Origin of the sequence: Thioalkalivibrio nitratireducens DSM 14787 (assembly GCF_000321415.2) — a bacterium.
GTDB lineage: Bacteria > Pseudomonadota > Gammaproteobacteria > Ectothiorhodospirales > Ectothiorhodospiraceae > Thioalkalivibrio > Thioalkalivibrio nitratireducens.
Window position 1 is genome coordinate 1,599,680 of record NC_019902.2, and the last position, 21,237, is coordinate 1,620,916.

Sequence of the window (21,237 nt, forward strand, 5' to 3'; positions counted from 1 at the left end):
GGCATCCCGCGCCTGGTCGGGTCTTCACTGCGCAGCCTCCGGATCGGGTCGTAGCCTTTTTGGAACCGAGACGGACAGCGTCCGCCCCCGCTTCCGTCCGTAGACCACCTCCGGGGGGGCCGGCGCCCGGCGGTCAGGTGATGTAGGTGGGTTCGTGGTCGCCCAGTGCCAGCAACCGGGACTGTGCGGCCTCCATACGCGCGCGGTCCTCCGCCGCCGGGCGGGCACGCATGGCCTCGAGCCGGCGCTGCGTGTCGGGGTTCGGATCGCGTCCTTCCAACGTCTGCAGGATCTCGTCCGCCGCGGCGAAATCGTTGCAGATCACGACCATGTCGCAGCCGGCGTACAGTGCCGCATGCGCCCGGTCGGCAGGCGAACCTGCGGCCCGGGCGCCGGCCATGCCCAGATCGTCGCTGAACAGCGCGCCGTCGAAGCCCCAGCGCATTCTCAGCAGGTCGTGCAGCCAGATCCCCGAGAAACCCGCGGGATTCGAATCCACGTCGGGATAGATGACATGCGCCGGCATGATGCCGCCCAGGCGCGGCAACAACGGGAGAAAGGCCGCGATGTCGTCGGCCTCGATTTCCGCGAACGGGCGCGGGTCCACCGGCACTTCCTCGTGCGAGTCCGCCGCGACGCCGCCGTGTCCCGGAAAATGCTTGCCGACCCCGGACATTCCGGCCTCGTCAAGTCCGTCCAGCAGATAGCCGCCGAGCCGGGCGATCACGTCCGCCCGATCATGAAAGGCGCGGTCTCCGATCACCTCGCTGATGCCAGCGTCGCGGTCGAGCACGGGGGTGAAGCTGAAATCCAGGCCCACTGCCTTCAGTTCCTGGGCAAGAAGCCATCCAGCATCCCGTGCCAGTTCCTGACCCCGGGGTGGATCGTAGGAGAACACGTCGCCGATGCGGCGCATCGGCGGCAGTTCGGTGAACCCCGTGCGAAAGCGCTGCACCCGCCCGCCCTCGTGATCCACCGCCAGCAGCAGTTCCGGCCGCCGCAGGGAGCGGATCGCACCGATCAGTGCCCGGAGTTGTTCGGGGTCCTCGTAATTCCGGGTGAACAGGATGACGGCGCCCGTCGCTGGGTGCAGCAGGCGCTCGCGGTCTTCCGGGGTCAGTTCCAGACCCGTTATACCCAGCATCACCGGGCCCAGGAATTCGCTCATGGCTTCATACCGGGTTCGCACACGACAGAGTATCCAGTCTAGCGGGTTTTGCGCCGGCGGGCGCCCTCGCGGAACCGGATCACCGCCATCAGCCGCCGCCAGTCAGGTGTTCCACCGTGCGCAGGCCGGGCCCGCGGAGCGCATAGGCCTTGCCAAAACCGAGCACCAGTTCCCCGGACAGCGCGTGCAGTTGAAACGCCTGGAAGTCCGGCAGCCCCTCGAGCAGGTTCAGGATACCGCCGAACCGTGCCTCGAGCGCCGCGAACGCGCCGGCCCGTATCCTGGCACCGGTCAGGCGTTCCGGCCGGCAGCGCAGCAGCATGCGTCTGCGCGCGTAGATCTGGCGGCAGTCCGCGGCATCCTCCAGCAGCAGGCAGGTGACCGGATGACCCGCCTCGAGCGCACGGTAATGCGCCGCCAACCGGCTCGAGACCACCACCAGGCCTTCCTCCAGCGATCCCGTAAACGGCAGGTGGCCGAGCGAAATGCCCTCGCCTGCTCCTGTCCCGATCACCAATCCGGGGACCGAGTCCAGGAGTCTTTCGGCCGCCCGGTGGATGTCGTGTTCGCTCATCGGTTCGCACCTCTGTTACCAAGACATCGGTTCGCGTCTCGGCGACCCGTAGAGCGGAAGCGCGCAGGGGCATCCGCCAACGCTCCTACCGCCCCGGCGCCTGCGGCAACCACCGCGGCGCGGGAACGCCGGATGCCGGCCCTCGCCCTGTGAAGATCGCGCACAGCGCTCCGTTCCCAGCGCGTCAGGAACCCGTATGCAGCAGCGCGGCCTCCGGGCGGAACGCGCGTTCCTTCAGGTCCTGGATGCGGTCACGCAGCCGCGCGGCCTCCTCGAATTCGAGGTTGCGCGCCTTTTCGTACATCTCCTTCTCCAGGCGTTCGATCTCGCGAGTGGCATGGTCGGGGGTGTCGGCATACGCCGGGGGCGTCTCGGCCACGCGACGGTCGCGCCGCCGCCCGGCCTGACGCGGATCGGCCCGTGCCTCGAGGATATCGGCGACCGCCTTGCGGATGCCCAGCGGCGTGATGCCGTGGCGCTCGTTGTGTGCCGTCTGTTTCTCGCGCCTGCGCTCGGTTTCCTCGATTGCCCGCTGCATCGAGCCGGTGACCGTGTCCGCGTACAGGATCGCCATGCCGTTCACGTTGCGCGCCGCGCGCCCGATGGTCTGGATCAATGAGCGCTCCGAACGCAAAAAGCCCTCCTTGTCGGCATCGAGGATCGCAACCAGCGAGACCTCGGGCATGTCCAGGCCTTCGCGCAGCAGGTTGATCCCGACCAGTACGTCGAACTCGCCAAGGCGCAGGTCGCGGATGATCTCCATGCGCTCGACCGTATCGATGTCCGAGTGCAGGTAACGCACCCGTACGCCATGCTCGGACAGGTAGTCGGTCAGATCCTCGGCCATGCGCTTGGTCAAAGTGGTGATCAGCACCCGCTCGTTGCGCTCGAGGCGCAGGCGGATCTCGGACAGGCAGTCGTCGACCTGGGTGCTGGCCGGGCGCACCTCCAGCCTGGGGTCCAGCAGGCCGGTCGGCCGGACCACCTGTTCCACCACGGCCCCGGCGTGTTCCAGTTCATACGGCCCCGGAGTCGCGGAGACGTGGATCGTCTGCGGCTGCAGGTGCTCGAACTCCTCGAAGCGTAGCGGCCGGTTGTCCAGCGCCGACGGCAACCGGAAACCGTACTCGACCAGCGTCTCCTTGCGCGAGCGGTCGCCGCGGAACATCCCGCCGATCTGCGGTACCGAAACATGCGACTCGTCGATCACCAGCAACGCATCGGGCGGCAGATAGTCGAAAAACGTCGGTGGCGGCTCGCCGGCGGCACGGCCGGAAAGGTAGCGCGAGTAGTTCTCGATCCCGGAGCAGTAGCCGATCTCGAGGATCATCTCCATGTCGAACACCGTGCGCTGCTCCAGGCGCTGGGCCTCGACCAGGCGGTTCTCGTTGCGCAGGAAGTCCAGGCGTTGCTTGAGTTCCTCGCGGATCTCGTCCACCGCCGCAACCAGGGTCTCGCGCGGCGTCACGTAGTGGGTCTTCGGGTAAATCGTCAACCGCGGCACCGTGCGCAGGACTTCTCCGGTCAGCGGGTCGAAATAACTGAGCTTTTCGACCTCGTCGTCAAACAGCTCGATGCGCACCGCCTCGGCTTCCGATTCCGCCGGGTGAATGTCGATCACCTCGCCGCGCACGCGGTAGGTCGCCCGGCGCAGTTCCATGTCGTTGCGCGTGTACTGCAGCTCGGCCAGCCGGCGCAGGATTTCGCGCTGGTCCACCCGGTCGCCGCGCTTGATGTGCAGCACCATCGACAGGTACTTGCGGGGATCGCCCAGGCCGTAGATCGCCGATACGCTGGCGACGATGATCGCGTCGCGCCGTTCCAGCAGCGCGCGCGTCGCGGACAGGCGCATCTGCTCGATGTGGTCGTTGATCGATGCGTCCTTCTCGATGTAGGTGTCCGACGACGGCACATAGGCCTCGGGCTGGTAATAGTCGTAATAGGAAACGAAATATTCCACCGTGTTATGCGGGAAGAACTCCTTCATCTCGCCGTAGAGCTGGGCCGCCAGCGTCTTGTTCGGCGCGAGGATGATCGTCGGCCGCTGCACCTGTTCGATCACGTTCGCGATCGTGAACGTCTTGCCCGAGCCGGTCACCCCGAGCAGCACCTGGTGCGCGAGGCCGGAGGCGATCCCGTCCACCAGGGCCCGGATCGCCTCCGGCTGGTCGCCGGCCGGCTGGTAACTCGACACGACCTCGAGCCGCTGGCCCGCTTCCGCCTTATCTTGCACGTCTGATTTCAGTATCATTTCGCAGTGCAGCGACCAACGCTGCTTCCCTCATTCCAGTGCTTGCCAGAGGCCCGTCTTGGACATCCAGCTTTCCGAACGCGTTCAGCGCATCAAGCCCTCCCCTACCCTGGCGGTCAGCGCGCTTGCCGCGCAGCTCAGGTCCGAGGGCCGCGACATCGTCGGTCTCGGTGCCGGAGAGCCCGACTTCGATACCCCGGAGCATATCAAGCAGGGCGCGATCGATGCGCTTGCCCGCGGGGAAACCAAGTACACCGCGGTCGACGGCACCGCCGCGCTGAAGCAGGCGATCATCGCGAAGTTCGAGTACGACAACGGCTTCCAGTTCAAACCGAACGAGATCCTGGTTTCCTCCGGCGGCAAGCAGAGCATCTTCAACCTGGCACAGGCGCTGCTGAACCCGGGCGACGAAGTGCTGATCCCGGCGCCCTACTGGGTATCCTACCCGGACATCGCGCTGCTCGCGGACGCGACGCCGGTGTTTATCACCGCAACGCAGGAAAGCGGCTTCCGGATCAACGCCCAGCAGCTGCGCGCTGCGATCACGCCAAAATCGCGGCTGATCTTCATCAACAGCCCATCGAACCCGACGGGCGCGGCCTACAGTGCGGATGAACTCTCGGCGCTGGCCGAGGTGCTGCGTGAACACCCGAACCTCGTGATCGCGACGGACGACATGTACGAGCACATCCTGTTCGGCAGCGCGAAGTTCGTGAACATCCTGAACGTCGCGCCCGACCTGGCGCCGCGCACCGTGGTGCTGAACGGCGTGTCGAAGGCCTACGCGATGACCGGCTGGCGGATCGGCTACGCGGGTGGCCCGGCGAAGCTGATCGGCGCGATGAAGAACGTGCAGTCGCAGAGTACCTCCAACCCCACCTCGATCGCGCAGGCGGCTGCGGTCGTGGCTCTCAACGGCGACCAGCAGTGCGTGCGCGACATGTGCGTCGAATTCGAGAAGCGCGCCCGGCACGTCGTCGACGGCCTGAACGCGATCCCCGGTGTCGAATGCCTGATGCCGGACGGCACCTTCTACTGCTTCCCGAGAGTAACCGGCGCGATGCAGGCCCGCGGCATCGCCGACGATATCGAGTTCTCGCGCCGTCTGCTCGACGACGTCGGTGTCGCTCTGGTTCCGGGCAGCGCGTTCGGCCTCGACGGCCACGTGCGCATCTCCTTCGCCACCAGCCTCGCCGTGCTCGACCAGGCGCTCGAGCGCATCGGCCGCTTCGCCCGCGGCGCTTGACTCGCGGAGCGCCGGACTTTAGCATTCGCGGCTTCCCAATCCCCGGTAGCTCAGTCGGTAGAGCGGGTGACTGTTAATCACTAGGTCGGCGGTTCGAGTCCGTCCCGGGGAGCCAAAACAAAGACTCAGGCCACCTTAACCGGCGGCCTTGTTCGTTTCTGGGGTCCGTGTAGCCAAGTCTCGCCCACACGCGCCTCCCGCGTAGCCAAGCGTTCACGATCTGCGTGTTGACGCCCAGATGGCCCGTGCGCACGCGGGCCGCTTCACTGCCAAATGCCCGACCACGCCACCCCGCCGGTCCTGCACGGCTCCGAGCGGTCCATCGTGTTCTCGCGCATATGGCTGCCCGGAAGCCGAACGAAAGCGGCCTTCGGGGTTGTATCCACCGGCTGCCCAACAAGGGAGAGGACTCTGCCCGCGGTGCCGGGCAAAGTCCTCGGCTCCCGGGTCCTATTGGGCTGCCTGCAAACTCGCGTAGCTGTTCATCAGATTCCGATAATCCGGGATGTGTTCCGCGAACAGTGTCCCCAGGCCCTCTACATCGTTGCGCCAATCGCGATGCAGTTCACAGGCCACCCCGAACCAGGTCATTAACTGCGCACCGGCGGCGGCCATGCGCTGCCACGCCGCGTCGCGGGTAAGGGCGTTGAACGTCCCGGAGGCATCAGTGACCACGAAGACCTCGTAACCCTCTTCCAGCGCCGAGAGCGACGGAAAAGCCACGCAGACTTCGGTGACAATACCGGCAATGATCAATTGCTTCCTGCCGGTGGCCCTGACCGCCTGCACGAACGCATCGTTGTCCCAGGCATTGATCTGACCGGGCCGTGCGATGTACGGCGCCTCCGGAAAGGTCTCCTTGAGCTCGGTCATCAAGGGGCCGTTCGGGCCGGACTCGAAACTCGTGGTCAGCACGGTCGGCAGTTCAAAGTACCGGGCAAGCGCGGCCAGGGCCAGGACATTGTTCCGGAACGTATCGGGATTGAGATCGCGCACCAGCGACAGGAGCCCGGCTTGATGGTCCACCAGCAGGACGGCGGCATCGTCTTTGTTCAGTCGAACATAGGGTTTGGTCATGGCAGATCTCCTCGTTGAGTTCCCCCAGTCGGGGGTAGAAAGGGCGGGCCAGTGGCTCGTCTGGCAAGCGTGTCGTCGTCAGCGCGAAGAGGACATGTGCCCGAACCGACCGGCGTTGAAGTCGCGCACGGCCTGTGCAATCTCCTCGCGGGTGTTCATGACAAACGGGCCATGCCCGACGACCGGCTCGTTCAGCGGCTGGCCACCGAGCAGCAGTACGACGCTGTCCTGGGCGGCCTCGAAGCCCAGCGTCGAGCCGTCGCGCTCCAGTACGGCCAGTTCCGCTGGGCCGACCGTCTGGCCGTCGACGCGGATCAGTCCGCTCAACACGAACAGCGCCGTGCTGTGCCCCGGTGGTAATTCGAGCGAAACGCGTCCACCGGCCTGAAGCCGCATATCCCAGACATTGATCGGCGTGAACGTGCGGGCCGCGCCTGCCGCCTCGCCGTACCGGCCGGCAATCACGCGCACGGTGCCGGCCCCGTCGGGAAGAGGAACCTGCGGGATCTGGTCGTGCGTGATGCCCTGGTAGGCCGGCGCGGTCATCTTGTCGCTCGCCGGCAGATTGACCCAGAGCTGGATCATCTCGAAGGGGCCGCCACGCTGCGCGTAGTCGTCGCTGTGGAATTCCTCATGCAGAAGCCCCGATCCTGCGGTCATCCACTGCACGTCGCCGGTGCCGATGGTCCCTCCGGCCCCGGTCGTATCCCGATGCGACACTTCGCCGTGATAGACGATGGTGACGGTCTCGAACCCGCGATGAGGGTGCGCGCCGACACCCCGTCGCCGGCTGGTGGGTTCGAAATGGTGCGGACCCGCATAGTCCATCAGCAGGAACGGGGAAATCTCGTCCCCCAGGTCGTGGTAGGAGAAAACGGTGCGGACGGGGAATCCATCGCCGACCCAGTGGCCGCTGTTGCTGCGCTTGATGTAGGTGAGCTTTTTCATGGCGCCTCCTGTGTTGATGACTGCAACTCTAGCGATGCAGGGTTGCCGCCACTAGATGGTAGAATTCTGAAACTCTATTCATCTGGTTGAACAATCGGCATGGATCTCAACGAGAGCGCGGTGTTCGTGAAGGTGGTGCAAATGAAGAGCTTCAGCGCTGCCGCCCGGCAACTCGGCCTGCCGACGTCCACGGTGAGCACACGGGTTGCCCGCCTGGAGCGGCGGCTCGGCGTGACCTTGCTGCAACGCACCACCCGCCGGCTCAGTCTCACCGAACTCGGCGAGATCTATTTCCATCACGCAGCCGCCGGACTCGGACACATGCTCGAAGCGGAGGCCGCTGTGACGGCATCCATCGGCGAGCCAACCGGTCGGCTACGGGTAACGGCACCCACAGACCTTGGCGATACCATCCTGGTCGGCTTGCTCGAACGGCTGCGCAGATCCTACCCGCGTATCGACGTCGATCTGTCCCTCACGGAAAGCTACCTGGACCTGGTGGCCGAGGGCGTCGATGTCGCCATCCGGGCCGGCGAGCTACGCGACTCGACCCTGATCGCGAAACGGGTCGGTATCGCGTGTTGGGCACTGTTTTCGAGCCCGGACTATCTCGATGCCGCACCGCCGCTGGCATCACCACGGGGCCTTCGCCGGCACCGTTGCCTCCAGTTCACGTCATTTGGTAAATCGCAATGGACACTATCGAATCGCAAGGACAGTGTGACTGTACCGATGGATGGCAACCTGATCGTCAATGACCTGGGCGTGATTCGCCTGTTGACCCAGCGCGGGCAGGGAATCGGGATACTGCCCACCTACATTTGCCGCGAAGACATCGAAGCGGGAAGGCTGGTGAGGGTGCTCCCCAACTGGGAGGCCCGAGCGGATCCCGTCCATCTGGTCTATCCGCGCCAGCGTTTCGTGCCGCCCAAGCTACGGGCATTCATGGATGTTGCGGCCTCGGAACTGAGCGGGCTGCTCAACGGCTGATCTCAGGGTGAGCAGCCGCAATCCAGTTTCATTCGCTTCGCCTCGGTGGGAAACGAATGCGAGGCTCTGCACGCGTACGGATAGTGCATCTGGGTGCTCTCTACCTCGTCCTTCTGCTGTGTGCCCTCGCCCCCGGTCACCGAGCAATGAAGTGGTCTACTTGTAGCGGACGCCTTTGTTGTGACTGATTCGGTAGGCTCAACCTGGGTCCAGGGCATGCCGCCCGACCAATGCTGCTGTTTGCAAGGAGACCGAGATGCGGTCGCTGTTCTTGAGTGTTTTGCTCGCTCTTGCCGCCGTAATCGCGAGCGCGGCACAGGCGGAGCCGGTCGTCCGCGTCAACTTGGCCTCCGAAGAGATCAGCGCAGTGGCGATGGACGGCCACCAGGTCTGGCTCCGGCTCCGACCCACGGCGGTGAGCCGGCTCCAGGCGATCGCCCAGCAGCATCAGGGCGAGTTACTGGAACTGACGGTGGCCGGGCACCAGGCGCTGAAGTTTCGGATCAACGAGCCCGTGGGCTCCGTCGGCATTCAGATCAATGACCCCGACCCGGTCCTGCGCCAGGAACTGCTTGCCCTGCAGCATCAGCTCCTGCAGGGCGACGGTTCGCGCTGAGCCCCACTTTCAGCTGCTCGATCCGGCCGCGGCCCGTTCCGTACCCAGCGCACACACGCGGGTGCCGGGTTAGGTGTTGCGCCTTTTCGGTTCCTCGTCAACCCGAGTGGAATCCGGCCAGTGGCTGAGCCATGATCGGTACGGGATTCCGGACAGGAGCGAAGACATGCGCAGGACGAGAACCATCCGAATCGGCCACGGTCCGCAAAGGGCGCCCTCCGCTTGCGCATCACTGGCGGTACGGGGGCCGATATCCACCCGAGGGGTCTGCGATGGAATTCTTTGCCACTGCCCGCATTGGCGCTGACGCCGGCGGTCTCGAGCAACAAATCACGATAGAGCGTCTTCCCGACTGGTGCGCCTCCATCGATACCGTGTTGGAACAGTCGGGTGACAGCGGCCGAATCTACTGCGTGTGGGGCGAATTCGTTGTGAGCCGGGAGACCATCCGCGGCGGCGTACGCTTCACCCTTCCGGGCTGTCCGAACGCGCTCGCCTGGACGATCACCACCGATTTGCCACCCGACCCGGACGCGGTGGTGATCCACTGCACCATCAACCGCCGGGAGCATGACCCCGACTTCATCGAGACCATCGAGGCTTTCGTGGATGACTGGCGGCAGGGGCTCGAAGCAGGGATGAAGGCATAGTGCCGACGCCTGCTTGCGCAGACCATCCTCTCCTGCCCCCGCCGCGCCCGTTTCGAATCACGCGGCCTTTGCGTTCTCGCGCGTAGCAAGAATCAACCAGAGCAGGACGAGCGGGATCAGTATGTCGGACCACAGGGTCGGCCCGATATTGCCGAGCGCCAGATTGCCCGTGTTGATCACGTCGTAAAGATGCCCGGTCGCCGCGCCGATGAGGAAGATACCGTAGCCAAGCGAGGTCGCGATCAGAAAGCCGCGCGAGGCGAAGGGCGCGATCAGGCCGAGAATCCCGAAGGACAGATTCATCAGGCCGAGCTCGGCGACAAAGGGGCTGTAGGCCCAGTCGAGATAGGCCGCGATGCTTTCGCCGGTAAAGATCTGCTTCAGCCCCGCCATGAACCCCTGCACGCCCACGCCGACGAACACGAGATGCTTCAGGAGGATCGGCCGATACCGCACCCCGATGTTCCGACGATGGTGCCACCAGAGCGCGGCGCTCACGGGCGGAATCAGCAGGAAAAGGATGTGGAACGCGGCGATGAACGAACCGTGGGAGGTCATGGTCTGCTCCTTTTTCTTCGTCAGATTCGCGAGCGGCGGCGCGCGATGCTCCAGCCCCTATCGCGCGAAACGGCGCCTCAATGCCGACAGCGGTATCAGCGCGAGCCAGACATAAAGTGCGGCATCGGTGGAAAACGGCGCGATCGCGATCGAGGCAGCGGCGACAAGCGGACCGCTGGTCAGGCTGACGCGCAATTGCCGGATGCGCAACCGCTGCGCCTCGTCGTGCCCCTGCCCCGCCAGCGCCGAGGTTAGGATCGCGATCAAGATCAGCCAGGCCGCGAGCAGTAGCCCGGAAAAGGTCGCGACCGCGACGGCATCGCCGGGGAAGCTGGTGAGGTTGCCGAGCGACCACGGCGTCAGCGTCACGGTCGCGAGAAAGGCGAGGTTGAGGACGTGAATGCCGGCGACGCCGCGCCCGATCCGCTCCAGCACCATATGGTGCAGCTTCCACAACAAGCCGACGATGAAGAACGAGACGGCATAGCTGCCGATCAAGGCCGCATTGCCGGCAATGACGTCGGTGAAACGCGCATCATGCGCGGCGTCCGGCAGTCGCAGTTCGAGGGCGAGCAGCGTCAGAACGATGGCGAAGACGCCATCCGACAATGCCTCCAGCCTGTGCGGCGCCGGCGAAAACCGCTCCTGCGCTGCCCCCTGCCCCGATCCGCGTAACCAGCCGAACATGCCCCTCCTCACGCGCGCGGCCAGGCGGCGTCCCGTAGACGCCTCTTCAGTCGGCCCACAGGGCGTCCAGCGGAAACGAGATCGCGTCGAACGGCGGCAGTTGGACCGGGTTGTCGTTTTCCTGTGCGGCCCACAGCAGCCAGCGGCCGTCATGGTTCTCGAAAGCTTCCAGCGTCCGCAAATCGGGATCGATCAGCCAGGCATGACGCACCCCGGCCGCGGCATAGATCGGCAACTTCTCCATCCGGTCGACCCGCGCGGTCGACGCTGAGCGCACCTCGCAGACCCAGTCGGGCGCCAACTCGAACCAGGCCGTCTCCGGCAGACGCGGCAAACGTTCCCGGCACCAGCCCGCCAGGTCGGGGAGCAGAACACCCGCGCCGAGATGGAGCTCGGGCTCGTCGAGAATCCACCAGCCGCCGGGTCCGCCACGGCCCTTGTCGAACGGGCTCACCAGCTCGTCTCCCAGCGACGAACGGGCGTGGGCATGGCGTGGCGCCGGACGCGGATGGGTGACCAGTTGCCCGTGGATGATCTCCGCGACGAGGTGGTCGGGCACCTGAAGCAGATCCTCGTAGGTCGCGTCCTGGATTGCGGGCTGGTTCATCAGCGCCTCGTGGGACTTCGATGCCTGCTCCGAGCCTAACCTGACGGCACGGGGCAAACAATCAACGGGGCGAGATGCGGGGCGCGGATCCATCACCCCCGGGGAACTGCCGCGGCCTTCAGAAGCTGTAGCGAGCCCGGAATTCCAGACGCCAGTCGTTCTGTCGCTCGCCGAACTCGGTGTTCTGGCCGCCGGTGAGCGTCGCGAGACGCCCGCGCAGTTCCAGATTGGCGATTCCCGTGTAGCTCAGCTCCGGGATCAGCGAAGCGCTGCCGTCGTTCAGATTGACGATCGCTGTCCCGCCGACGGCCCAGTGCAGGAGATCCCAGGGTTCGTTGTTCCGCACCCGAAGATAGAGATAATCGCGCATCACCTGTGGTGCGCCGTAGCCGGACGCACGCGCCTGCGCGGCTCTGCGCTGTGCCCGGGGATCCTCCCCGCTCTCGCGGGCGAGATCGAAGAAATTCCGGATCTCCTGACGTGTGTAACCGGCGCCGTTACGGTAGTACTCGGCGATCCAGGTGGTTTCTCCCTGCGTCAGATAGCGCAGCCCGAGAAGTACATCGGTGGACCGGGCGTCGCGGCTGCCCAGCGTCCCGTCATCGTCCACGACCGTGAGCTCGCGCCGGCCGAATCCTGCCAGCTCGGCGTGCACCTCGAAATGCGGGGCGAGGTTTCGGGACAGCGCGATTCCCAATGCGCCGGGGCGGCTGCCGCTGGCACGGGCCGTCAGATGGATATCGGTATCACGGTAGAGCAGATAGACGCGGCCCGCTGGGTTGAGCGCGCTGTCGGCACCGAAGTCCTCGTTCAGATCGTCGTTCACTGGCAGGATCAGCGGATTGAGCACCAGCGTGCGCAGCGGCCCAGCGAAGCTCCGGACGTACTCAGCCTGCGCGAGCACGAATCCCTCGCGTGTGAGGTCCGGGTCCGTGGGATCCTTCGGTCGCTCCAGAAAGGCGACCGGGTTCCAGGCATAGCCGGTGCCCCAGCGCAGGGTCCGCTTGCCCATCTCTGCCGACAGCCGGTCGCTGGAGCGGTGGTTCAGATAGAGTTCCTGCACCGTGACGTCGTCACCGCTGCCGAAGACGTCGTCCCGCCACTCGGCGTGCAGGCGGCCGTTCAGCGTGGTGTTGTCCCAGCGATACTGACCGGAGACGTTTCCGGTCGCGCGGTAACGCTGGAAATCGCGGCGCTGCCCGTCCGGGAAATTCAGGGCATACAGCGCGGAATCGCGGTCCAGCAGGAAATGTTCAAACGTTCCCTGCAGATAGCCGGACACCTCGTAGGGCTTGCGTTCGTAGCGCTCGACATCGAAGTCGAACTCGAATTCGGCATGGCCAAGCGCGGGCAACAGGAACAGCAGGAGCCCAAGCCGCCCGTGCCTCAACGCCGCAGATCCCCGATCCTGGGCAGGTAGCTCAGCGAGAACACTTCATCCGGAAAATCGCGCCGGGCGATCCCGGAAAACAGCATCACCGAGCGATAGCCCCGCTGAAGCGGGCTGGTCGTTTCGAGCATCGCGGGCCGCACGATGCCGTCACCGAAATCGGTGATCCGGCTGTACTCCAGCGTCTTGATCAGCAGGCCGGTGGCCGCGTAGGCCTCGATCTTCGCCGGAGTACGGGTCTGCTGGTCCACCCACATCTTCAGACGATCGTAGGCGACATCGGGTCCGCGGGCCTGGAGATCGAGCACGTACTGCTCCCCGTCGTCTTCAAGCAGGGTTGCGGTGTACTCGACGCTGAAATCCAGGCGCAGAATATCGGTGTTGCTGAACACGCCACCGACGACCGACTGCAGGCTGGTGATCCGGATCGGCCTGCCGACATCGGGAATGTAAAGCCACATGTTGTCCCCGAGGCGCAGTGTCGACCGGCCGCGCTCGCTCGCGGGATCCAGGAACACCGCCGCCATGCTGTCGGCACCGCTGCGTACCGTGTACAGCACGAACTCCCGCGAGCGACCGTCGGGTTCAACGTTGATGATCTTCCGATACATCTCCAGCGCACCCGGCTGCATGCGCTGGTCGACCTCCGCGAGCAGTGCATCCGCGTCCACGGCCCAGAGCGGTCCGCAGCCGAGGATCGCGAGCAGGATAATGGCGGCAAAGCGGGCTCGGATCGATCGGATCATGCACATGGTCCTCTCCCTACACATGCCGTAACGCGGTGTTCGGGTCCATTCGCGCGGCCTTCCACGCCGGCTGCAGACTGGCGGCCGCCGCGACCGCGACCACGATCGCGGCCACCCACAGGATATCGCCGAGCGCCAGCGCGGGGGCCAGCACGATCTCCTGGCGCCCGAAAGCGAACTCTAAAGGCCAGACGTTCAGTAGACGGACCACCCCGAGGCTGATCAGCGTGCCGACGACAGTACCGGCCACGGCCAGCAGCACGCCCTCACCCACGAACAGTAAGAGGATCCGGCCCGGCGGCGTCCCGATCGCGGCAATCGTGCCAATCTCGCGCACACGCTCGTAGACCGACATGATCATCACGTTCATCACCGCAATCAGCACGATCCCGACCAGCATGATACGAATGAACAGATCGAGCAGATCGATCATGCGCGCGATGTTTGCAAACGGCGTCAACTGATCCCAGGTGTGAACGGTCAGCAGCGGCTGCCCGCGCGGATTCACGATTTCGCCCAGCCTCTGTTCGAGACGGCGCGCCACACGCTCGGTCTGACCGGGATCCTGAAGCCGGACCGCGATCTGGTTCACTTCCGGCGCATCCATGCGCAGCAGCGCACGGGCATCATCGATATGCAGGTAGCCGTCCCGACCACCAGGCCCGGTCACCGCGTCGAGGACACCCTGCACGAGGAAGGTTCTCCCGTTCACCGAACCATCGACATTGGTCGCCACCAGCACCACCGTATCGCCCACCTGCACCCCCATGCCGCGGGCAAGCAGCTCCGGGAGCAGGAGCGCACCGGGCGCCAGCAGACCGTTGCGGATCTCGCCATCCAGCAGCCGCCCGGCCAGCAACGGCATCGCCGCTGCTTCGCGCTCCGGCTCCACGCCGTTCAGCCGGATATTGGTGGTCTCCTCGAAGTCACTGAGCATGGCGCCGAATTTCAGCCGTGGTGTGATCGCCTCCACCTCCGGCATCTCCCGAAGCAGGGCCTCGACCCGGGCGACCATCTCGGGCTTCATGTTCAGATTGAGCGGCAGGTTCTCGATCGACGCGACGTACCCACGCTGGTGTACCTGCAGATGCCCGAGCATCGAGTCGGTGATCTGCCCGATCATGATCTGCTTGAAGGAAGCCGACACCGCGACGAACAGCAACACGGCGACCATCCCGAGCACGATCAGCCCCGAGGTCAGCAGGCTGCGGCGCCAGTACCGCGCGAGGTTGCGCGCCGACAACCTCAGCACCCGGATCATGCCGTGCCTCCGGCGCCATCCACGATCCGGCCGTCCTCCAGGTGGAAGACCTCCTCGGCCGCGTCGACGATGCGCGGGTCATGAGTGGAGAAAACGAACGTGGTCCCGAATTCGTCGCGCATCGCCTTCATCAGGTCGATGATGCGCAACGCGGTCACATGGTCGAGATTCGCGGTGGGTTCGTCGGCCAGCACCAGTTTCGGCTTCGACGCGAGCGCCCGCGCGACCGCGACCCGCTGCTTCTGGCCACCCGAAAGCTGGTCCGGTCGCTTGTCCGCACGGTCGGCGATGCCGACCGCTTCGAGCAGTTCGGCCACCCGCGCCCGACGCTGCGCCACGGGCCAGTTCTGCACCATCAGCAGCGGATACTCGATGTTCTCGGCCGCGCTCAGCACCGGGATCAGGTTGAAATCCTGAAACACGAACCCGAGATTCGCCCCCCGGAAGTCTGCGGCCTCACACCTCCCGAGAGAGGCGACGTCCGTGTCCAGCACGCGCAGCGTCCCGCCCGTGGGGCGGTCGAGGCAGCCGATCATGTTCAGCGCCGTACTCTTGCCGCTGCCGGACGGCCCGACGAAGGCCACGAAGCCACCGGACTCGATCGAGAAGTCGACCCCCCGGACGGCGTGCACGCTGACATCGCCGGCGCGATAGGTCTTGTGCAGACCCGTTGCCTCGACCAGGGCCATGCACCCGAACCTCAGTAGGCCAGTTCGAGCCGGTCCAACTGCTGCTTGGTGATGTCGCCCCAGCGCTCGAGGTTCCACGCATCGTCGCCCACCCAGGCCTTGAACACCGCGAGATTGCGCTGCCGCTCGTCACCGTCGGCGCCCAGGTGTTCGTACATGTTGCCGGGCTTGCCCTCGGGATGGCTACTGCCGTCGTCCAGCCGGCGCATCAGGGCCCCGGTATCGGGATAGACCACGAACATGATCAGATCGGCGTAGGAATCCATTCGCGGACCGATCCCCATTTCGACATAATGGTCCTCGTCCTGGTCGAAATCGCCGACGTACGGGGCGTTCACCCCGTGGCAACCTGCGCACTGAGCCTCAAACAGCGGCTGCACATGTTCGATGTAGGTCACTTCTTCAGCGTGCAACGGAGCAAGCGCAAACGCCAGCGCGCCTGTCACAAGAATCACGGGAGCGTTCTTCACAGCGTCGCCTCCACAGGAAGGAACAAAGGCGTTTCGCCCAACCGGGTGCCGGGCGAACCACGATCCTTACCCTATGCCCCGGACAGGCAAGAAGCAACGCCGCCGACAGGACCTCTCGAATGCGGCACCGCGCAGCCCCCCCGAGGGCAGCGGCCCGCCGCCGCTGCCCTCGCAGGGCCTTGAATGTCTCGTCAATGCGGGCCAAGAAACGCAAAAACCTCGGATCGGACAGCGGAACATGGCACACTATGAACGTCTCTTGGCTTGGTAACCAGAGGTTTCCTCCGACGGGCGCGTCGGTTCAAACCCCCGAAGGGACCATCCTCAAACCCCACCCGGGCTGATCATGAGCGGTGACCGTGTGCACGGGCGCCCAGGGGTTGGCTCCCCGCGACATGCCGACCGTCCCCTACAGGAAGCGTTCGAAGAGGCTGTTTGGCGACGCTGTCTTTCGATACCAGTGCTTTCGATCCCGGCAACAGGCGCACCGGATACGCGAACGGATCGTCGCCCGGCAGGGGTTTTCGAGGGTCAACTCGCGGGTCGGAACGGAGATCCGGAACTATTCCCGCGCGGCTGGATTCGGGACGAACTGCTGGTGTATCGGCTGTTCCCGCGTGCGAACCCGGTCGATATTGCTTACGTGTCCCTGTACAAGACGCGGGACCACCGCCTGTTCGGCGATATGTGTATCCGACCGGTGCTGATCTTCGCCGGTGCCTGCATTCACGACGCGGCCTATGTCCGGATCGGCATCAAGCAGGCACAAGAGGTGCTGAAGCGTCACAACGGCGAGGTCGTGATCAAGCGCGTCCGGTCAGGGTCAGCCCGTCGTTGCAGACACCGCGATCACCCTGGCACCGTCATGCCTGAAACTCTCACAGGAAACGACCATGAACAAGGTTTCCCTGATCCTGCCCTTATGCCCCCGGATACCCGGGAGAGCCCCCGATGACCGCTAGGCGCAGCCCGCAGCTGGAAAAGCTGTACAGGGAGCACGCGGAGAGCCTCGCGTTCGCCGACCGGATTGCTGGCCTGGTTGCCGAGGGCAGCGCGGAAAGCCTGGCGCAGGGAATCCAGCTGGTTCTGGATTACTACGAGCAGGAACTGGAGGCCCATCTGCAGCAGGAGGAGCAGACCCTGTTCGGACCGCTGCTGCAGCACGACCGCGCGAACTTCGCGCTGTTCGCGCAACTCGGCAAGGAGCACGGATTCCTGCGGATGGTTGCCGCCAACCTCCGGCCCGAGACGGCCGCGCGGGATCTCGCGGCGTTCGCCGATGTACTGCGCGAACACACCCGGGTCGAGGACGAACGCCTGCTGCCGCTGGTGGAATCGCACTTCACCCCGGAACAGCTCGATGCCGTGATGGCCTTTGTGCCTCTGCCCGCGGCTCCGGTACAGCGCCGTTCCTGAACGCGAGGTTGCCGCCTCACGGGACAACGCCCGCGGCACGCGCCCTGCCCCGCTGCCAGCAACCCGGACGCCGGGTCCGAATGCGGCCGGGGCTGTGCGCGGATCGGCTGCCCCGGGCACAGCGAATGGCCAACGCGAACCACCAACGCGGGCAGCCGGACCATGCCCACGCACCACCTTCCCTCGATCGTCCCACTCCACGGTAGCGTGGTGTGGTCGATATTGCGCGGGGTGCGCTTCATTCCCCCCCGGGCGTTCTTGGACTATTGTCACCGGGGGAACAGGCAGTTGCCAACGGGGAGGAAAAGCCGATGAAGCTTGAATATGAATTGATCGAGGACGGGTTCGACGATACCACGCACATCCGCACGATGACCGAGCAGGCGCTGGTACCCGGCAAGGGCTGGCTGATTCGCACCACGCTGTACACGCCCCACCACATCACCGCCAGCGTCGTCTTCGTGCCGGCGACCGGTGGAGTCGGCGAGGGGCTGTTCGAACCGATAAGCCCCTGAGGTACACGCGCGCCCCGGTTGCCGCCGCCCGCGTACTCGGCGCCCCGGGTCCGCGTCGGGGCCAGGTGAACCGTGTTCTCCGACTGTGGCAGGATGAGAAGCACCGCTACCGGGCCGAATTCCCGGCTTGGTTCCTCGGCGGCTGCGGACCGTGACCGGAGCCGCCGGGAGTACAGCGGGCTCCTTGTTCTTACCGCGCCATTGAAACCCCGGTGGTCGCCGACTACGGTCTGCCGGGTTGGGATACGAGGAGTCGGCCGATGGAATCGGCGCAGTCGCAGAAGCCCGAACTGAATCTGATCGAACGGATCGCGGTATCGATCCTGCGCCGGCAGAACGGCCGCGACCAGCCCGAGGTGCATCGCTGGCCCGCGCAGGAACTGGTGCAGATCCGCCGCCTCGAACGTTCCGCGGTGCTGCTCGCCGCGCTCTCCGGGATGATCTCGGGTGCGCTGATCGGGGGGCTCGAGGTCTGGCTGAACTTCACCATGCCCGACGCCTCCGAATCCTGGGGCCGCTGGATCGAGTACTGGATCATCTTCCTCGCAGGCTCGGTCCTGGTCAGCGTCGTCGAGATCCTGTTTCTGTACTGGGTGGTGCTGCGGCGGGTCGCGCGGATCACTTCCATCGCCGGACTTCGTCTCTCGGAACAGGAGATCGACCAGGTGATCGCGATCGGCCTGTCACGCTCTGCGTTGGATCTGCCGGATCCGCGTGAACCCATCTACGGCATCGATCCCTACGCGCGCGTACCCCGGTGGCGGCTGGTGGGCTACGCGATCCTGTACCGGCTGAAGATCGGCGCGACCAGTTTCATTGCCCGGGTACTGCTGCGCCGGGTGCTGGCCCGGGCCGCGGTACGGGCTTTCATTCCGCTGATCGCGATTCTGATCTACGCGATCTGGAACGCGATCATCATCGGCTGGGTGATGCGCGCGAGCCGTGTCCGCGCCGCCGGGCCGCTGGCCGTGGAGGAGCTCGGGCAGCGCCTGCAGGCCGAGCGCACGCAGCTCGACGAGCCCACGCGGCGCCTGTTTCTGGAAGCGGTGGCAGAGGCCATCCAGTCGGGTGGCACCGCGCATCCCAACCTCCAGCTCCTGCTGGGGCGACTGTTCCGGGAGCTGGCGATCACCCCGGACTCGCTCACGCTCGACTGGGGTTCCCATCGCGATGCGGTGGCCGACCTGGCAACTGAGGTACAGGATCTTCTGCTGGCCCTGATCACGGTCACCACGATCCTGGACGGCCGGGCCCGCCGGGCACAGAAGCGCTTCCTCAAGAGCCTCCACGCTGCCTGCGGGCGCCGATACGACGCCCGGTCCACGGCTGCGGTCTACCACGATTTCTTCCAGGGCCAGGGCATCGGCCCGCTCAGAAAAGAAGGGTGAACGGCCGCGGTGCGGCATCGCCGCACTCGCACTGGCTGGCCGGCGTCCCGCTCACGGCGAGCCCTTGGGCGATGCGGGGGTGGCTCGATCCTGCGACCATGACCGAAGGTGCTTGATCTGTTCGGACATCGTGCGCGAGAGGGGAACGATGCGCGACGCGCTCCACAGCATGTCCCGCTCGTTGAACGGGCGGTTCTCCTCCCAGGCGTGCACGACCGCCGCCTTGATGGCCTGTTCGATCTCGGCCCCACTCCAGCTCTTGGTCAGCGCCGCCAGCGTGTTGAGGTTGAATCTTGCGGGATCGGCACCGGCCGCGCGCAGCTGGATCTCGATGATGCCGATGCGTTCCTCCGCCGTCGGCAGATCCAGGAAGAACAGCTGGTCGAACCGCCCCTTGCGGATGACTTCCGCCGGCAGCAGTTCGATCCGGTTCGCGGTGGCCACGACGAACACTCCGGGTGGTTTCTCCTGCATCCAGGTCAGGAAGCTGGAGAAGATGTTGGGATTGTTCCCACGACGCGACTCCGACTCGTAGCCGAAGGCGTTCTCCATTTCGTCGATCCAGAGCACCAGCGGCGCGATCTCCTCGACCACCCTCAGCGCATGATCGAACGCATACTCAGGTGACCCGAACGCACCCGAAAGCACCAAGTTCATGTCCAGGCGCACCAGCGGCAGGGCCCAGGCGCTGGCGATCACCTTGGCCGCCATACTCTTCCCGCATCCGCTGACACCCATGAACAGGATCCCCGAGGGCGGTGTTACACGGCTCTCCGGATGGGTCCCGGTAAAGAACGGACGCCGCGTAAGCACCCATTCCTTCAGGTTCTGCAGGCCGCCCACATGGCTGATCTCGACGGTATCGGGGATGTACTTCAGGCAGGCCTCGCGCATCAGCAGCGCCGCCTTCTCCGTGCGGATCTCGGCCAGCGCAGCCTCGCCCGCCAGTTTCTGTTCCGCCACCAGGCGCCGCAGCAGGTGGCGGATCTCGCTGCGCATCATGCCCCTGAACGATGTGGTCATCTGTTCGAGCCAGGCCTCTGAGCCGGCGGCTGCTCCGGCGTGTTCGAGTGCCTGCTGCACTTCTGCCCGGATCTCGTCCTCGTCGGGTGGCCCGAGTTCCACCGTGAACAGCTGCCGGGACAGCGGTTCAGGAATCTGCCACCCGGGCGAGGAGAGGAACACGCAGGTCTTGCAGCCGGCGAGCGACTGGTAGAGATCCCGCAACCCGCGCACCAGTTCGGGCCGGCCCTCGAACAGCAGCGGGAAATCCTTCAGCAGATAAAAGCCCTCCCGTGGTCCGCGCAGGATCTCGCGCAAGGCCTGCCCCGGATCCCGTCCCGAACCGCTCTCCTTGCCCTGTTCCAGAAAACCGTGGGTCAGGCTCCAGACGATCACCGGCCGCGGATCCCCGAAGCGTTCGGTGGAAAGCCGCTGCAGCATTTGTTCCAGGCGGTCCTCCTCCAGGCAGCGCACATAGATCAGCGGCTGGCCGCCGTCGAGGGCCTTTTCGATACGGGTAATCACGGCATTCATCGCGGAGCTCCGGGCTGTCGTCGAGTGTGGAGGGGAGCGTGGGTGGCTCGGCAGCGTTTGAACACCGACCCGGCGCAACGGCGCCTAGGGAAGCGCTGACAAATTCGTCATCGCGAGGAGCGAAGCCTTTAGCCGTGAGCGCAGCGTGGCGGGACGTGGCGATCCATAAGGCAATGATTTCGTTAGCGCCGCTTGAATTATTCGCTGCGCTCACCCTGCGGGCCAGCCTTCGGCTGTGCAATGCGCTACGCGCATTAGTGCCGCGCTTCGCTCGCAATGACAGGGCCCCTTGTTCAGCGTTTCCCTAGTGGGCCATGCGGGAAGATCACCACCAGATCGCTTCGCCAGACACAACGGCGCTGCGTCGGGCAAGCTAGAAATAGGTCGGCTGTTCCCGCACTTGCCCGTGTTGCTGCGGCGCACCCGGCTGGGCCCCATAGGCACCGAACTTCCC

At 65.4% G+C, this 21,237-nt stretch carries 22 protein-coding genes and 1 tRNA gene; 9 read left to right on the forward strand and 14 right to left on the reverse strand.

Annotated elements, in window-relative coordinates:
• Window positions 1-133: 133 nt before the first annotated feature.
• The 3 genes from nagZ to uvrB all read right to left on the reverse strand — a co-directional run bounded on the left by nagZ (window position 134) and on the right by uvrB (window position 3,993).
• Window positions 134-1,168, reverse strand: coding sequence for a beta-N-acetylhexosaminidase (gene nagZ / locus TVNIR_RS07560; RefSeq protein WP_083499400.1), 1,035 nt, complete (start codon window positions 1,166-1,168; stop codon window positions 134-136).
• Between the two features lie 88 nt (window positions 1,169-1,256).
• On the reverse strand, window positions 1,257-1,742 hold the full coding sequence (locus TVNIR_RS07565; RefSeq protein WP_015258404.1) for a PNPOx family protein: 486 nt from the start codon (window positions 1,740-1,742) through the stop codon (window positions 1,257-1,259).
• A 184-nt stretch (window positions 1,743-1,926) separates the two neighbouring features.
• On the reverse strand, window positions 1,927-3,993 hold the full coding sequence (gene uvrB, locus TVNIR_RS07570) for an excinuclease ABC subunit UvrB (protein WP_043739503.1): 2,067 nt from the start codon (window positions 3,991-3,993) through the stop codon (window positions 1,927-1,929).
• A gap of 58 nt (window positions 3,994-4,051) precedes the next feature.
• On the opposite strand from uvrB, the gene TVNIR_RS07575 reads away from it, so the two are divergent.
• Both TVNIR_RS07575 and TVNIR_RS07580 read left to right on the forward strand, forming a co-directional pair.
• Window positions 4,052-5,239, forward strand: coding sequence for a pyridoxal phosphate-dependent aminotransferase (locus tag TVNIR_RS07575; RefSeq protein ID WP_015258406.1), 1,188 nt, complete (start codon window positions 4,052-4,054; stop codon window positions 5,237-5,239).
• Window positions 5,240-5,278: 39 nt separating this feature from the next.
• Window positions 5,279-5,354: transfer RNA gene (locus TVNIR_RS07580), tRNA-Asn, on the forward strand.
• A gap of 335 nt (window positions 5,355-5,689) precedes the next feature.
• Here TVNIR_RS07580 and ycaC read toward each other — a convergent pair.
• Both ycaC and TVNIR_RS07590 read right to left on the reverse strand, forming a co-directional pair.
• Window positions 5,690-6,316, reverse strand: a complete 627-nt coding sequence (gene ycaC, locus TVNIR_RS07585) for an isochorismate family cysteine hydrolase YcaC (RefSeq protein ID WP_006747537.1) — start codon at window positions 6,314-6,316, stop codon at window positions 5,690-5,692.
• Between the two features lie 78 nt (window positions 6,317-6,394).
• A complete protein-coding gene (locus TVNIR_RS07590) occupies window positions 6,395-7,264 on the reverse strand; it encodes a pirin family protein (RefSeq protein WP_015258407.1) in 870 nt (289 codons plus the stop codon).
• Between the two features lie 99 nt (window positions 7,265-7,363).
• On the opposite strand from TVNIR_RS07590, the gene TVNIR_RS07595 reads away from it, so the two are divergent.
• The 3 genes from TVNIR_RS07595 to TVNIR_RS07605 all read left to right on the forward strand — a co-directional run bounded on the left by TVNIR_RS07595 (window position 7,364) and on the right by TVNIR_RS07605 (window position 9,520).
• Complete coding sequence (locus TVNIR_RS07595; protein ID WP_015258408.1) at window positions 7,364-8,254, forward strand: LysR family transcriptional regulator; 891 nt, start codon at window positions 7,364-7,366, stop codon at window positions 8,252-8,254.
• 256 nt (window positions 8,255-8,510) lie between these two features.
• Window positions 8,511-8,870, forward strand: coding sequence for a hypothetical protein (locus TVNIR_RS07600; RefSeq protein WP_015258409.1), 360 nt, complete (start codon window positions 8,511-8,513; stop codon window positions 8,868-8,870).
• A gap of 272 nt (window positions 8,871-9,142) precedes the next feature.
• A complete protein-coding gene (locus TVNIR_RS07605; protein WP_006747541.1) occupies window positions 9,143-9,520 on the forward strand; it encodes a hypothetical protein in 378 nt (125 codons plus the stop codon).
• 57 nt (window positions 9,521-9,577) lie between these two features.
• On the opposite strand, the gene TVNIR_RS07610 is transcribed toward TVNIR_RS07605, so the two are convergent.
• From TVNIR_RS07610 to TVNIR_RS07645, 8 genes are all read right to left on the reverse strand, one after another.
• On the reverse strand, window positions 9,578-10,078 hold the full coding sequence (locus TVNIR_RS07610) for a DUF6790 family protein (RefSeq protein ID WP_015258411.1): 501 nt from the start codon (window positions 10,076-10,078) through the stop codon (window positions 9,578-9,580).
• Window positions 10,079-10,135: 57 nt separating this feature from the next.
• Complete coding sequence (locus TVNIR_RS07615; protein WP_015258412.1) at window positions 10,136-10,765, reverse strand: TMEM175 family protein; 630 nt, start codon at window positions 10,763-10,765, stop codon at window positions 10,136-10,138.
• A gap of 46 nt (window positions 10,766-10,811) precedes the next feature.
• The gene (locus TVNIR_RS07620) at window positions 10,812-11,372 is read right to left on the reverse strand and encodes a Uma2 family endonuclease (RefSeq protein WP_015258413.1); all 561 of its coding nucleotides are present in this window, start codon (window positions 11,370-11,372) and stop codon (window positions 10,812-10,814) included.
• A 118-nt stretch (window positions 11,373-11,490) separates the two neighbouring features.
• Entirely contained in the window at window positions 11,491-12,762 is a 1,272-nt protein-coding gene (locus TVNIR_RS07625) for a hypothetical protein (protein ID WP_015258414.1), read from the reverse strand.
• Window positions 12,759-13,508 (reverse strand): outer membrane lipoprotein-sorting protein, encoded by a 750-nt coding sequence (locus tag TVNIR_RS07630; protein WP_015258415.1) that lies wholly within the window; start codon window positions 13,506-13,508, stop codon window positions 12,759-12,761. The genes TVNIR_RS07625 and TVNIR_RS07630 overlap by 4 nt, the downstream gene beginning before the upstream one ends.
• 16 nt (window positions 13,509-13,524) lie before the next feature.
• Window positions 13,525-14,769: an ABC transporter permease gene (locus TVNIR_RS07635; RefSeq protein WP_015258416.1), complete on the reverse strand. Its 1,245-nt coding sequence runs from the start codon at window positions 14,767-14,769 to the stop codon at window positions 13,525-13,527.
• A complete protein-coding gene (locus tag TVNIR_RS07640) occupies window positions 14,766-15,458 on the reverse strand; it encodes an ABC transporter ATP-binding protein (protein WP_015258417.1) in 693 nt (230 codons plus the stop codon). The genes TVNIR_RS07635 and TVNIR_RS07640 overlap by 4 nt, the downstream gene beginning before the upstream one ends.
• An 11-nt stretch (window positions 15,459-15,469) precedes the next feature.
• On the reverse strand, window positions 15,470-15,928 hold the full coding sequence (locus tag TVNIR_RS07645; protein WP_015258418.1) for a hypothetical protein: 459 nt from the start codon (window positions 15,926-15,928) through the stop codon (window positions 15,470-15,472).
• Between the two features lie 598 nt (window positions 15,929-16,526).
• Here TVNIR_RS07645 and TVNIR_RS20185 point away from each other — a divergent pair.
• The 4 genes from TVNIR_RS20185 (at window position 16,527) to TVNIR_RS07665 (ending at window position 19,247) form a co-directional block, all read left to right on the forward strand.
• Window positions 16,527-16,883, forward strand: coding sequence for a hypothetical protein (locus tag TVNIR_RS20185; RefSeq protein WP_015258419.1), 357 nt, complete (start codon window positions 16,527-16,529; stop codon window positions 16,881-16,883).
• Window positions 16,880-17,344: a hemerythrin domain-containing protein gene (locus TVNIR_RS07655; protein WP_015258420.1), complete on the forward strand. Its 465-nt coding sequence runs from the start codon at window positions 16,880-16,882 to the stop codon at window positions 17,342-17,344. Before TVNIR_RS20185 ends, TVNIR_RS07655 begins: the two co-directional genes overlap by 4 nt.
• 311 nt (window positions 17,345-17,655) lie before the next feature.
• Complete coding sequence (locus tag TVNIR_RS07660; protein ID WP_015258421.1) at window positions 17,656-17,859, forward strand: hypothetical protein; 204 nt, start codon at window positions 17,656-17,658, stop codon at window positions 17,857-17,859.
• Between the two features lie 260 nt (window positions 17,860-18,119).
• Complete coding sequence (locus TVNIR_RS07665; RefSeq protein WP_083499402.1) at window positions 18,120-19,247, forward strand: LBF_2804 family protein; 1,128 nt, start codon at window positions 18,120-18,122, stop codon at window positions 19,245-19,247.
• A gap of 51 nt (window positions 19,248-19,298) precedes the next feature.
• On the opposite strand, the gene TVNIR_RS07670 is transcribed toward TVNIR_RS07665, so the two are convergent.
• The gene (locus TVNIR_RS07670; RefSeq protein ID WP_015258423.1) at window positions 19,299-20,783 is read right to left on the reverse strand and encodes an AAA family ATPase; all 1,485 of its coding nucleotides are present in this window, start codon (window positions 20,781-20,783) and stop codon (window positions 19,299-19,301) included.
• Window positions 20,784-21,237: the final 454 nt, after the last annotated feature.

Bases quoted from the DNA above. Each gene is read 5' to 3' on its own strand.
- nagZ (WP_083499400.1), bottom strand. From the start codon at position 1,168: ATGAGCGAATTCCTGGGCCCGGTGATGCTGGGTATAACGGGTCTGGAA.
- TVNIR_RS07565 (WP_015258404.1), bottom strand. From the start codon at position 1,742: ATGAGCGAACACGACATCCACCGGGCGGCCGAAAGACTCCTGGACTCG.
- uvrB (WP_043739503.1), bottom strand. From the start codon at position 3,993: ATGATACTGAAATCAGACGTGCAAGATAAGGCGGAAGCGGGCCAGCGG.
- ycaC (WP_006747537.1), bottom strand. From the start codon at position 6,316: ATGACCAAACCCTATGTTCGACTGAACAAAGACGATGCCGCCGTCCTG.
- TVNIR_RS07590 (WP_015258407.1), bottom strand. From the start codon at position 7,264: ATGAAAAAGCTCACCTACATCAAGCGCAGCAACAGCGGCCACTGGGTC.
- TVNIR_RS07595 (WP_015258408.1), top strand. From the start codon at position 7,364: ATGGATCTCAACGAGAGCGCGGTGTTCGTGAAGGTGGTGCAAATGAAG.
- TVNIR_RS07600 (WP_015258409.1), top strand. From the start codon at position 8,511: ATGCGGTCGCTGTTCTTGAGTGTTTTGCTCGCTCTTGCCGCCGTAATC.
- TVNIR_RS07605 (WP_006747541.1), top strand. From the start codon at position 9,143: ATGGAATTCTTTGCCACTGCCCGCATTGGCGCTGACGCCGGCGGTCTC.
- TVNIR_RS07610 (WP_015258411.1), bottom strand. From the start codon at position 10,078: ATGACCTCCCACGGTTCGTTCATCGCCGCGTTCCACATCCTTTTCCTG.
- TVNIR_RS07615 (WP_015258412.1), bottom strand. From the start codon at position 10,765: ATGTTCGGCTGGTTACGCGGATCGGGGCAGGGGGCAGCGCAGGAGCGG.
- TVNIR_RS07620 (WP_015258413.1), bottom strand. From the start codon at position 11,372: ATGAACCAGCCCGCAATCCAGGACGCGACCTACGAGGATCTGCTTCAG.
- TVNIR_RS07630 (WP_015258415.1), bottom strand. From the start codon at position 13,508: ATGATCCGATCGATCCGAGCCCGCTTTGCCGCCATTATCCTGCTCGCG.
- TVNIR_RS07635 (WP_015258416.1), bottom strand. From the start codon at position 14,769: ATGATCCGGGTGCTGAGGTTGTCGGCGCGCAACCTCGCGCGGTACTGG.
- TVNIR_RS07640 (WP_015258417.1), bottom strand. From the start codon at position 15,458: ATGGCCCTGGTCGAGGCAACGGGTCTGCACAAGACCTATCGCGCCGGC.
- TVNIR_RS07655 (WP_015258420.1), top strand. From the start codon at position 16,880: ATGACCGCTAGGCGCAGCCCGCAGCTGGAAAAGCTGTACAGGGAGCAC.
- TVNIR_RS07660 (WP_015258421.1), top strand. From the start codon at position 17,656: ATGAAGCTTGAATATGAATTGATCGAGGACGGGTTCGACGATACCACG.
- TVNIR_RS07665 (WP_083499402.1), top strand. From the start codon at position 18,120: ATGGAATCGGCGCAGTCGCAGAAGCCCGAACTGAATCTGATCGAACGG.
- TVNIR_RS07670 (WP_015258423.1), bottom strand. From the start codon at position 20,783: ATGAATGCCGTGATTACCCGTATCGAAAAGGCCCTCGACGGCGGCCAG.